At 43.0% G+C, this 12221-nt stretch carries 10 protein-coding genes and 2 pseudogenes; 3 read left to right on the forward strand and 9 right to left on the reverse strand.

Translation table 11 applies throughout. The features are described from left to right. Positions 1–286: 286 nt before the first annotated feature. Positions 287–913 (reverse strand): 23S rRNA pseudouridine(2457) synthase RluE, encoded by a 627-nt coding sequence (gene rluE / locus M6G53_RS24195; protein WP_041034765.1) that lies wholly within the window; start codon positions 911–913, stop codon positions 287–289. A gap of 131 nt (positions 914–1044) precedes the next feature. Between rluE and icd the strand changes: the two genes are divergently transcribed. After that, positions 1045–2298: an NADP-dependent isocitrate dehydrogenase gene (gene icd / locus M6G53_RS24200; RefSeq protein ID WP_015377612.1), complete on the forward strand. Its 1254-nt coding sequence runs from the start codon at positions 1045–1047 to the stop codon at positions 2296–2298. An 84-nt stretch (positions 2299–2382) separates the two neighbouring features. On the opposite strand, the gene uspF is transcribed toward icd, so the two are convergent. The 3 genes and pseudogenes from uspF to M6G53_RS24215 form a co-directional block, all read right to left on the reverse strand. Continuing rightward, positions 2383–2838, reverse strand: coding sequence for a universal stress protein UspF (uspF, locus tag M6G53_RS24205; RefSeq protein WP_060419331.1), 456 nt, complete (start codon positions 2836–2838; stop codon positions 2383–2385). A 217-nt stretch (positions 2839–3055) separates the two neighbouring features. Continuing rightward, positions 3056–3283: a YgdI/YgdR family lipoprotein gene (locus tag M6G53_RS24210; protein ID WP_038877767.1), complete on the reverse strand. Its 228-nt coding sequence runs from the start codon at positions 3281–3283 to the stop codon at positions 3056–3058. A gap of 12 nt (positions 3284–3295) precedes the next feature. Then, positions 3296–3379: pseudogene (locus tag M6G53_RS24215) on the reverse strand (YgdI/YgdR family lipoprotein); the annotation flags it as partial. A gap of 66 nt (positions 3380–3445) precedes the next feature. Between M6G53_RS24215 and M6G53_RS24220 the strand changes: the two are divergent. Beyond that, a pseudogene (locus M6G53_RS24220) lies at positions 3446–4608 on the forward strand (IS3 family transposase). A gap of 365 nt (positions 4609–4973) precedes the next feature. On the opposite strand, the gene M6G53_RS24225 reads toward M6G53_RS24220, so the two are convergent. The 4 genes from M6G53_RS24225 to M6G53_RS24240 form a co-directional block, all read right to left on the reverse strand. Continuing rightward, positions 4974–6143: an MFS transporter gene (locus tag M6G53_RS24225; RefSeq protein ID WP_253335058.1), complete on the reverse strand. Its 1170-nt coding sequence runs from the start codon at positions 6141–6143 to the stop codon at positions 4974–4976. After that, positions 6121–7566 carry a class I tRNA ligase family protein gene (locus tag M6G53_RS24230; protein WP_253335059.1) on the reverse strand — a complete coding sequence of 482 codons (1446 nt, stop codon included), beginning with the start codon at positions 7564–7566 and terminating at the stop codon, positions 6121–6123. Before M6G53_RS24230 ends, M6G53_RS24225 begins: the two co-directional genes overlap by 23 nt. After that, complete coding sequence (locus tag M6G53_RS24235; RefSeq protein WP_253335060.1) at positions 7566–8870, reverse strand: KamA family radical SAM protein; 1305 nt, start codon at positions 8868–8870, stop codon at positions 7566–7568. Before M6G53_RS24235 ends, M6G53_RS24230 begins: the two co-directional genes overlap by 1 nt. A 61-nt stretch (positions 8871–8931) precedes the next feature. Continuing rightward, positions 8932–10350, reverse strand: a complete 1419-nt coding sequence (locus M6G53_RS24240) for a hypothetical protein (RefSeq protein ID WP_253335061.1) — start codon at positions 10348–10350, stop codon at positions 8932–8934. A 390-nt stretch (positions 10351–10740) separates the two neighbouring features. Here M6G53_RS24240 and M6G53_RS24245 point away from each other — a divergent pair, with 390 nt between their 5' ends. After that, complete coding sequence (locus tag M6G53_RS24245; protein ID WP_253335063.1) at positions 10741–11910, forward strand: MalY/PatB family protein; 1170 nt, start codon at positions 10741–10743, stop codon at positions 11908–11910. Positions 11911–12126: 216 nt separating this feature from the next. Here M6G53_RS24245 and M6G53_RS25750 read toward each other — a convergent pair. Further along, positions 12127–12221, reverse strand: a 95-nt coding sequence (locus M6G53_RS25750) for an integrase core domain-containing protein (protein ID WP_494546272.1), incomplete at its 5' end; no start/stop codon positions are given.

Genomic DNA, 12221 nt, shown 5'->3' on the forward strand with positions numbered 1-12221 from the left:
AGGGAGCAAAGGTTAGCATTCATAGTGACGGCAGTTTTGAAGGTTTAGGGTGTGTTTTGGCGAATACAAACCTAAACGTTCTGACTGCCGTTTTCTATTGGTTCACGCTAAGACGCGATGAACCTAAAAATTTGCCGGCGGCGTGCACCACGCAGGCCACGGTGACGTGCGGTTTGAACATGCGGTCTCCTTACAGCGGTTTGTCGAAGCGCCGGCAGATGTTGGCCGGCTCGGCGAGCGGGGGCGCGAGGGCAGGGTGTTCCTCATGGCGCCTCCCGTCGTCGGGCTACAGAGAATCGATGGTTTTCCATTCACCGGGTTGCAGTGAACCCAGCGAAAGATTACCCATACTGTAGCGAATCAGGCGCAGGGTAGGGAACCCGATATGCGCCGTCATGCGACGCACCTGGCGGTTTCGCCCTTCATACAGGGTGATTTTCAGCCAGCAAGTGGGGATGGATTTGCGTTCGCGGATCGGCGGATTGCGCGGCCACAGCCACTGCGGCTCGGCCACCAGCTCCACACCGGCGGGCAGCGTGGGGCCGTCTTTCAGCGTGACGCCGCTGCGCAATGGCGCCAGATCGCTCTCCTGCGGTGCGCCCTCGACCTGCACATAATAGATTTTGCCGGTGCGCTTGCCCGGCTGGGTGAGCTGCGCCTGCAGCTGGCCGTCGTTGGTCAGCACCAGCAGCCCTTCGCTGTCGCGATCCAGGCGCCCGGCGGCGTAAACGTCGGGGAAGGGGATGTACTCCTTCAGCGTGGCGCGGCCGGCTTCGTCGGTGAACTGCGGCAACACGTCGAAGGGCTTGTTGAATAACACAATTCGGCGCGGCCCCTTCGGCGCGGCGGGTTTGGCGGCATTCGGCTTGCTGAATCGTTTAACTTTGTGATTTCTAACAGAGAATTTTTTCATAACGGTTGAGATTACGGATGATAAGCGCATTATAACCGAATCCGTTTCGGATTGGCGCGGACCGAATATTCAAGTAGTATCTACACGCATCTTACAAAGCATTAACAAAATTGCGCTTGAAGGAGAGGTTGATGGAAAGCAAAGTAGTTGTTCCGGCAGAAGGTAAAAAAATCACGGTTGACGCCCAGGGTAAACTGGTTGTTCCTCATAACCCGATCATTCCGTTCATCGAAGGCGACGGCATCGGCGTTGACGTGACTCCTGCCATGATCCACGTGGTTGATGCGGCCGTTAAAAAGGCTTACCACGGCGAACGTAAAATCTCCTGGATGGAAATCTACACCGGCGAAAAATCTACCCACGTTTACGGGAAAGACGTGTGGCTGCCGGACGAAACTCTGGACCTGATCCGCGACTACCGCGTCGCCATCAAAGGCCCCCTGACCACCCCGGTCGGCGGCGGCATCCGTTCTCTGAACGTGGCCCTGCGCCAGCAGCTGGACCTGTACGTGTGCCTGCGCCCGGTGCGTTACTACCAGGGCACCCCAAGCCCGGTGAAACAGCCTGAGCTGACCGACATGGTGATCTTCCGCGAAAACGCCGAAGACATCTACGCCGGCATCGAGTGGAAAGCCGGCTCCGCCGAAGCGGACAAAGTGATCAAATTCCTGCGCGACGAAATGGGCGTGAAGAAAATCCGCTTCCCAGAGCAGTGCGGTATCGGCGTGAAGCCATGCTCCGAAGAAGGGACCAAGCGTCTGGTGCGTGCGGCGATCGAATACGCCATCACCAACGACCGTGACTCCGTGACTCTGGTTCACAAAGGCAACATCATGAAGTTCACCGAAGGTGCCTTCAAGGATTGGGGCTATGAGCTGGCGCGCGAAGAGTTCGGCGGCGAGCTGATCGACGGCGGCCCATGGCTGAAGATCAAGAACCCGAACACCGGCAAAGAGATCGTGGTTAAAGACGTGATCGCCGACGCCTTCCTGCAGCAGATCCTGCTGCGTCCGGCGGAATACGACGTGATCGCCTGTATGAACCTGAACGGCGACTACATCTCCGACGCCCTGGCGGCCCAGGTTGGCGGCATCGGCATCGCGCCGGGTGCCAACATCGGCTCCGACTGCGCGCTGTTCGAAGCGACTCACGGCACCGCGCCGAAGTACGCCGGCCAGGACAAAGTGAACCCGGGCTCCATCATCCTGTCCGCAGAGATGATGCTGCGCCACATGGGCTGGTTCGAAGCGGCTGACCTGATCGTTAAAGGCATGGAAGGCGCTATCGCCGCCAAGACCGTGACCTACGACTTCGAACGCCTGATGGAAGGCGCTAAGCTGCTGAAATGTTCAGAGTTTGGCGACGCTATCGTTAAGCACATGTAAGGGTGTTTGGCGCTTTAATGAGAACGGGAGCCTTAGGGCTCCCGTTTTTTTATTGTTCAAATGCGAGTGAGATATCGGACAGGTTCAGCGAGCGGCGTTAGCCGATTCACGTACGACCAGCACCGGGCAATTGGCGTGGCGGACGACGGCGGTGGCATTGGAGCCGAGGAGGTAAGTGATCGCAGAAGGGCGGTTGGAACCCATCACGATAATCTCCGCGTTAAGCGCATCAGCGAGTTCCAGGATCTGATCTTTAGGATCGCCGACGGCAACGTGCGTGGTCACTCTATCTTCAGGCACGCTGAATTGTTTTGCCGCTTTTGCCAGCCCCTCGGTCGCTAGCGCAATGGTTTCGTCTTTGGTTTCTATCGCCGCCGTGGCGGCAAAGCCGAAAGCGGCGTAGGTGGCGCGCGACGGGATCACCGCCAGGAAATGGACGTGGGAGTCTTCGAGCCTGGCGAGCGCGTTGACATGCGGGATGACCTGCTGTGTTAATTCCGGCTCGGTAATATCCACGGGAACCAAGATAGTTTTATACATACTCCCTCCTTATCGTTATCAAAAAACTCCACTTTTTGGATTATAGCTGCTTGATGCAGGGAAAGGAGAGATCCCTATGGCAAACCTGAGAACGTTGGCGCTAAATGTCAGGTGGTTATCGGCGTTATCGTTAAATTCACGCAAGCACGCCGGTTTTTTCGAGTAGAAAGGGAGCCATTGGCTCCCTTGGTTTTAACTGGCTAAGGTTATCGAAATCTTAATGAGGGATCTCTGAAACCTCTTTGACTTCCGTCTTGTTGATTTGCTGTTTAACGCCATTGGCGTCGGTATAACCGATCAATCCGGCAGCGGTTTCTTTCGGCTTGCCGTCACTGATGAGCGTTCGACCGTCGTGGGTATGGATGGCGTAGCTGGTGCGTGTGCAGCCTGACAGTGCGGCGATGGCAACCAGGGCGATCGCGGGAAGAACAAGCGTTTTTTTCATTTGTAGCTCCTTTTAGTTATCCAACTCACTCATGTTTGCAATCTGATCTCGATTGATCTGTTCCGTTTTGCCCGTTTCTGCATTTCGATAGGAGACTTGATCCTACCCACCATTAGTGGACACGCGACTAAGTGAGTAAACTCTCTACCAGAGGAGACTCACATGACAAAACCAACATCAACCAGCAAGAAACCCCGTAAACAACATACGCCGGAGTTTCGTGATGAAGCCCTAAAACTGGCTGAGCACATCGGTGTCGCTGCCGCTGCCCGCGAACTCAGCCTTTATGAATCACAGCTTTATGCCTGGTGCAGTAAACAGCAGCAGCAAATAACATCTTCAGAACGCGAAAGCGAGCTGGTCGCAGAGAATGCCCGGCTCAAGCGCCAACTGGCAGAACAGGCTGAAGAGTTGGCCATTCTCCAAAAGGCCGCGACATACTTCGCGAAGCGCCTGAAATGAAGTATGTCTTTATCGAAAAACATCGGGCAGAGTTCAATATCAAAGCCATGTGTCGAGTACTCCGGGTTGCCCGCAGCGGTTGGTATGCCTGGTGTTAGCGGCGTGTGAGGACAAACTCGCGTCAGCAGTTCCGTCTGAGTTGCGACAGCGCCGTGCACAAGGCTTTTGCTCAGACAAAACAGCGCTACGGCGCACCGCGTCTGACAGATGAATTGCATGCGCAGGGTTATCGCTTCAATGTGAAAACCGTGGCTGCCAGCCTCCGTCGTCAGGCACTGAGAGCGAAAGCCTCGCGCAAGTTCAGCCCGGTCAGCTCCCGTGAGCATGGTCTGCCTGTGTCGAAGAATCTGTTGAAGCAGGACTTTTACGCCAGTGGGCCGAATCAGAAGTGGTCGGGAGACATCACGTACCTGCGCACCGATGAGGGCTGGTTATATCTGGCTGTCGTCATCGACCTGTGGTCGCGTGCTGTTATCGGTTGGTCGATGTCGTCGCGAATGACGGCACAGCTTGCCTGTGATGCGCTACAGAGGGCGCTGTGGCGGCGTAAACGCCCGGAAAATGTCATCGTCCACACAGATCGCGGCGGGCAGTACTGCTCAACGGATTATCAGACGCTGCTGAAACAGCATAATCTGCATGGAAGTATGAGTGCCAAAGGTTGCTGTTACGATAACGCCTGTGCGGGAAGCTTCTTCCACACACTGAAGGTTGAATGTATCCACGGCGAACGCTTCATCAGCCGGGAAATAATGCGGACGACGGTATTTAATTATATCGAGTGTGATTACAATCGCTGGCGTCGCCACAGTGCCTGTGGTGGTCTTAGCCCGGAACAATTTGAAAAACAGAACCTCGCTTAGGCCTGTGTCCACATTACGTGGGTAAGATCATTCCCACCTTGTGTGGCAAGCTTTGTGATCTTTTCATTGCACGATTTTTCGATTTATATTTTGGCCCCTTAGTTTTTCGGTAAGCGAATTGCGCCACTACAGATTTGACATTAAATGGTGCTCTAGGTAAGGAAGTAATTGTTCCAGTAGGTTACTATTAGGTTGGGTTAAAATAAGTTCTTCCCAGCCATCTGTAGAAAGTATAAAAACCGTTGAGAGAATTATGGTCATTTTATCAGTGCTAACTGATGACCTATATCCATTCACTTTGAATATACCCAACTCAGTATGTATTCTGTTGATTTTGAATGGTAAAAGTGATGTTGGTAACTTCATCATAACTTATCCGTTAAGGGCATAAAGTAGAAAGATATAGTAAGAGATAGTGTAAATGCTAACGTTATATAGAAGAGTGAATCGTAACCGATTATCTGATAAATAGTTCCCCCCATAAGACCTCCCACACATAGTGCTCCCCAAGAGAAAAGTCTGTAAACAGAATTAGTCCTCGAGAATATACCTTCAGGTATTACTTTCTGTCTATAGGTTACAGCGATGCAGCCCCAGCACCCCATGCCACATCCGAGCAAAAAAACTGATATAAGCATTATATAAATAGTATGATCCAATACTAGAATAATGCTAGAGAGAAATGCAAAACACAATGAAATAAATAGCAACTTTCTTGTTGAAATAACTCTTGAAACTATAGGGGTCAGAGATGAAGCTAAAACGAACCCGAGAGAATTTAGTGCATAGAACAACCCCGCGAACAACTGCGGATCATTCACTTGTGACGAGATTATCATCGGGAAAACTGAGAATAAACAAGATATAACCAAACAAAAAGCGGCAGCATAGATACATAAAATCCTCAGTGATGCATGACTTAACAGGAATTTCAATCCTTGCATAATTTCATTAAAAGCATTTTCTTTATTTTCCCTATTATTTCTTGGAATGTCTTTCATAAATGAAAAAAGCAATAAAGATAAAGAGTAGGTAGTGATCGCGAAGTAAAGCAGCGTGTTGTTATAAGGTTTAAAAATAAATGCACCAGCGATTGGCCCAATAAAGAAAACAAAAAGATATTCCATTGACTGAAGTTTGTTATTTATGCTAATTAACTCTGATTTTTGATAGAGACTTAAACTAATAGTTTGCGTTGAATTATCAATAAATACCTCTGTGGCACCAAAAATTAGCGCGCAAAAAAGTATCATGGTTATATTCATTGGCAGAGATATGATTAAAATAAGAGAGACTAGTCTGGCGGCTTTAGCTAATTTAGTTACTTTTAATATAGGATGAAAATCCAGTATGTATCCAGAAAGAAAAGACGATAGAACAGACGACAAGGTTTTTATTACATAACTTAGTGAGAAAATAATAGGGTCAGAAGTTATTGATAACATAATAAGTGGGAAAAAGATGGTCATAAGACCATCCCCGAAATTATCTAAACCTGCACTTGCGATGAATTTACCTTTTTGAATCTTTGGCATAAAATCTCACATTTTCTTTTGCAAAAGATGCAGTGTTTGGAACCAATGCGCTAAAGTACCCATGAAATATTTCCACCCATAAGATTGCTGATTTCTGACAGTTTACGTAATAAATTAAAGAACAAAATTCTTTATATCTATTGTAGTATTCTTTAAAATCCAAATCAACATTGGAGAATATAGTATCTACTTTTTTAGCTATAGACTCCATTTTACTAGATAGTACATTCTCTCCTGAATCTTTTTGATTTATTTTACTCATGCCGAGAATACCTTGCTGCAGGTCAAAAGTAAATCTTTCATGTTCAAGTAGTGATTTCAAATCCAAATTGGTATCTTCATCTCTAGAGTATACACTGCAAATATAAGCTCTTGTACTATCGGAGCTTATATTAGACGTCATAATATCATCTAGCCAGATAGCGAAATTTTTGCTTGTGGACATTTTCTGCCCATCGATGCAATAAAAGTGACTGACCCAATGTTGTTTATAAGGTTCAAAAACCTTAGAGCCAAGTAGTATACTGGGTAAGTCAATTAAGAGTAATCCTACATTATCCTTCCCATAAGCAAGTATTGTTTTCACTTCACTATCTATCGAAAATGGATTCTCACCGTGATTTTCATAAAAAATATCAGCAATTATCATTTGTTCTATCAAGGTAAAGTTTCTGTTAAAAAACACTTCATCTTTTACCTCTGAATTTAGAGACATACCCCATTGGTCAATAGCGGTCCATTGGTAACAATTATTTTTCTGTTGATTTAACACATAACAAAGAGATTTTATATCATCTGATATAGGTTGACTTTCAATGTAATTCTCAAGATCCGAAAAAGGGACTGAGAGGAAAGATATCATCTTGTCTTCCCAAGTTATTCCTTGTGTTACGTATGACTGTTCAAAATTAAAGTCGTAAATATCATTGGGGGTAATCGATATTCCGCAACGATCGCAGGAATAGCCTTTTGTGTCATGATGACATTTTTTGCACTTGCCTGTCAGCCAATTCCCGCTTAGTGGTGTGTTATCAGCCGAATAGGGATATGAGATATTCTTGGTAAAAAGAATAGGGCTGAGATTTTTATTTAGAGATGCAAGAGTTCTTTTCGATTTCTTTATCAATTCCGGATCTAAGTAATTGATTAAATTATCAATATCTATATTGAAATAATTAAGTTGATCCTTAATAATGTTTTGATAGTGAATAGCCATTTCATACGTGCTAACATTGTTTTTTTTTGCAGCAACACTAATTGCATTATCATAGACGTCAAAGCCACCATAAAACTCAACTATTTTACCTCTAGGCTTGTGGTATCTTTTGAAAATATCTTGAGGTAGAAATTGTGCAGCTAAATGCCCAAGGTGAAGCCCTCCATTTGGAGTCGGCATGGCGGAAACAAGAAGATATTTTTGCATTATCGTAACTCCTCAAGTTTTTTATTTTTTATTTTTTCTATGATTGCATCAAGATTCGCTTGGTCAAAGTTTTCCATATTGATATCATTTTCTTCATCCTGAGCGATAGGGTCGAAATAGAAATAAAATTTATTTTTATCTATTACAGGTGAGCGAAAAATAGATATACCTGATTCGATATCATAGTGTCGATATGACCAAATATTGCGTTTCCCACCACCGCCAGGGAGATCAACGACAAAGTTTGGGATATTATATCCAGATGTCGAGCCTCGTAAGAGCTCCTCCAACTCTAGAGCGCTTTTCAAGGTGGTGCGAAAGAACTCGCTTCCTGGAACTAGGTCATGCATATATATATAATAGGGTTCGATGTTTATATTAACTAATGAGTCCATAAGATCTTTAAGGCTATGGATGCTATCATTAATATTTTTCATTAGTACTGTTTGATTTCTAACTTTTATACCATGGTCAAATAGAAGGTCAGCTGCTTTTTTGGTTATCCATGTTATTTCATTCGCATGGTTGAAGTGGGTTTGAATAGAAAACTGTTTTCTCTTTTTTAGAGCAAGTTTATTCGCATCAATTATTGCACTAGCCCAACCATCTGATGATAAGAATTTAGTGGGTAGTACGGCAAGTGACTTAGTTGCTATTCTTATTCTCTTTACCGACTGTATATTTAATAGTTCAGTGAGTAATATTTTTAGATGTTTTGCGGGGAGAGTATATACATCACCGCCGCTGACAACGACATCCTCAATATTTTCATTGGTAATAATGTAATTAATTGCATCATGCCAATTATTGGGCATTGCTACATTATGACTCTTGCTCACGGATGCCGTGCTTTCGCCAACCATATAGCTTCGTGTACAGAAACGACAATATACTGGGCAGCTATGATTTGAGAGAAAAAGCACTTTATTTGGGTAGCGATGTATTATCCCCTGAACAGGGGAGTCGTCACTCTCGTTAAGTGAGTCAAGTCTCAATGCCGGATGATCCTTTTTATGTTCACTAAACAAAGGGATAAACTGTTTTCTAATAGGATCCTCATGAAAATTATCCCAGTCAATTAGCGACAAAATATATGGACTTATTTTTATCTGCATAGGGTTTTTAGATAGAGAGAGAGTAAAGTCATCAATAATTTCTTGAGATAGCTCTTGTCGAAGAAATTCGAGTAACTCATCTCTATTCTTTATCGTGTTTTTTAACTGCCACTTTTCAGATAGGAATGTTTCGCAATCAATGTCACTATAGCATTTCAAACGTTTCCAGAATTCAACTTCATTGCTCATAAATATCTTCCTGAAGTTTATTGCACGATATAAAAATATCGTGCATGGTATTTTAGAAGTTTTATTTTTTTGAGAACTCTAAGAATTCGACCGCTCTCTTATTTATCATGGCAATTAGGCTTGAAAATTCATCCTTACATTGCTTTTCAAATCCTAAAGAGCTGCATTCAACCTGTGCCATTCCTTCAAAGATAACTTGTGAAAATGTATCTACAAGGTTAGGTTTAAAATTCATCTCTGATAATAATTTTCTGTGAGTGCAAATATGGTCTTGCAGATGCCATCCAAGACGGTCAAGTCTAAACTTAAGCGTAACTGCTTCGGGCTCCCACCATTTTGACTTAATATCTAGCTCGCTATCCTTAATATACTTGAGCTGGTTCATCATTTTTGTGTGGACGCTTTCATAATGTGAGAAAAGATCTGCTGATGGACCAATATCTGCAGTTACTTCACCTACCTGTGCTTGATGGGTTTCAAAATCAATGATGCACTCAGGGTTGTTTTTTTCATTAACTGTATTTAGGATCTGTAATCCATGTGCGCTTCCTTCACAAAGGATGCAATGGACGATGTTTTCTCGTAAACTACGCTCATGCTTAAGAGCAATAATATCTAACATCTCATCAGGAACGCCAATGAAATCTGATTGTAATTTCCTGTAGTTCTTGTGCCAATTTGATAAAATTAGATGGTTTTTTTTATTTTTCCTGCGCGGTCCAACAGCAAGTTCAATATTATTAGCAGTTGTTATCAACTCTTGGTATATTTGGAATGAGAGTTCACGTACACAATCTGTATACCATTTCCAATCACCGTCGCCATCGGTGTAAGGCCACTCTTTCATCACTAATCTGTCTTCTATATTTCGCAGATTATTTAACAGGCGGACAGTGGCATTTGACAATTCGCTATAATTTATCTTCGAGTCTAGAAAGCTTGAGTATCCATCATTTTCTTTTTTATCGATGATAATCTTGGCTTGATTATAGGCGTTGGGGTCATTATTATTCTTCGTAATTATTTTTTCCGCCATATCAGATGCTATATCTTGGTTTTTATTGAGAAAGTGATATTTTGCAAGACCTATTTCCAATTGCGAGCGAACTAAATCTTGGTTAAATACCCCGTCATTCTCGTTATGCGTATAAGAATATCCTTTTGAATGTCTTGTTTGTCTAGGCACATAACTAAACTCATGACTACGGCTACCATCATGATTTAACACTTGCAGAACAGGAGATGCTACAAATATATGATTGTTAATGAGTTTTTTATCATTCTCTGAAGGGTTAAATGAAGATACCCTGATAGGGAAATAGTTTTCAAGGATACTATCCTGGTTGTTAATATTTTCGAGGAGTGAATCTAATTCATTGCAGCAACTAAGTTGGTCACTGTGAATAAACAACAGAACCGGCTTTCCTGATCCTTGATGCTCATTATTGTAAAAAGAGTCTGAATTCTTCCAGTTAATCATATAGATACCTCACATTAAGTTATCATTTAGTTTTCAGAGAAAACTGCAGCTCTCGCATGTGCAACAAATAAACAACAATCTGAAACATAATTAACACATAAGCATTGTGTGTCAATACGGAATCGTTAACACATTAAAGTTTTTTTATTTAATTGATATAGAAGGTTTTTTTTTGGAAATTTAGAAGTGATGTATATCTTTTGTTCTTGCACGCGGCAGAAAATGATACAAGGAACTGATGTGATGTGATGTGATGCGATGCGGGTTACGATGTGCTAGGAGGGAATAGGTGTATATCCAAAAAAACTTCGAATCATTTGCATTTTCATGTTTCAGCTACTACATAGTTATACGTTTCTTTATTATGAAATCATTGGGGATCATAAGTATATGCAGGATTGGATTATTCAATTTTTTGATGTGCATGTTTCACGTCTCGGTACCCATTCAAGTAAATGGGATCGGCCTAATCAAGATAATGTACTGCCATTTTCAGTAGCTGACATGGATTTTTATTCCCCCCCCGCGGTTATAAATTCTCTTTCTAATAACATTCGACACGGAGTATTTGGTTATCATTATGTACCAGAAGATTACTTTAACTCTATCATTGAGTGGTTTTCTCGAAGGCATAATTACAATATTTTACGCGAATGGCTTGTTTGTGCTTCAGGTGTGGATGTCTCTATATCTACAATAATAAAGAGTATCTCATCACAAGGTGATGAAATAATTATCCAAGAGCCTGTATACAATATGTTCGCCTCTTGTATTGAGAGTTCTGGAAGAACCGCCATGATTAACAATCTTATTTATCGTGATAATAAGTATTATATTGACTTTGAAGAGCTTGAAATTATGGCGGCGAGGGAGTCATGTAAGGCGATGTTATTCTGTAGTCCACATAACCCTATAGGAAGAGTCTGGTCAGAGGATGAAATATCTCAGTTAGGTAGTATTTGTGCTAGGCATGGAGTCATTGTTATCTCTGATGAAAGTCATTGTGATATAATTTTTGGGGATAATAAACACATCCCATTTTCAAAGCCTACAGGAAATATACTATGCAGTTCTGTAGTTTGTTTTTCACCTAGCAAGTCTTTTAATATTTCCGGTGTTAAACAAGGAGTGATGATAATCAGTAATACTCACCTCAGAGAAAAAATAAAGGATTCACTTAAAAATGATTTTGCTAACGATATAAGTATCTTCGCCATTTCATCTCTAATCGCAGCTTATAATGACTCGGAATGGTGGTTGGAAAGCGTTAAGGATTATATTTATCGAAACTATAAGTTATTCCGTAAATATATTTTTCGATACTTACCAAAGTGTAAAGTAGTGGACCTACAAGGAACATATCTAGTTTGGGTGGATATTAGTAAAACGGGATTTAACAGCAATCAAATCCTAGAGCTACTGAGCAATAAGGTTGGGGTAATCGTAAATAGTGGTTCTATTTACGGTAAGTCTGGTGAGAGTTTTATTAGAGTTAATCTTGCATGTAAATACAGCATGCTCAAAGAAGCCATAAGAAGATTGAAATACATGGACTTTTAGATTTTTATTAACACGATGCTAAGCGGTGTGTAAGCACACCCATTTTAGTTTCACACACTTTTTGATATTTCCGTCTTATTTTTGACCTTGGCCCAAAATCAGTGCAGTGCTAAATCAGAGATCTTCGTCTTTCTGATCTCTTCCCCAAATCAGCGCCAGACTAAATCAGAGATCCGGGCTTTTTTGATCTCTTCCCCAAATCAGCGCCAGACTAAATCAGAGATCCGGGCTTTTTTGCAGACTTCGGACAAATTCCTCCGGAGTCTGGTTATTTAACGAAGAATGGGGTCTTTGCCGGTTATATTCCTGTC

Source organism: Serratia nevei, assembly GCF_024160145.1.
GTDB lineage: Bacteria > Pseudomonadota > Gammaproteobacteria > Enterobacterales > Enterobacteriaceae > Serratia > Serratia nevei_A.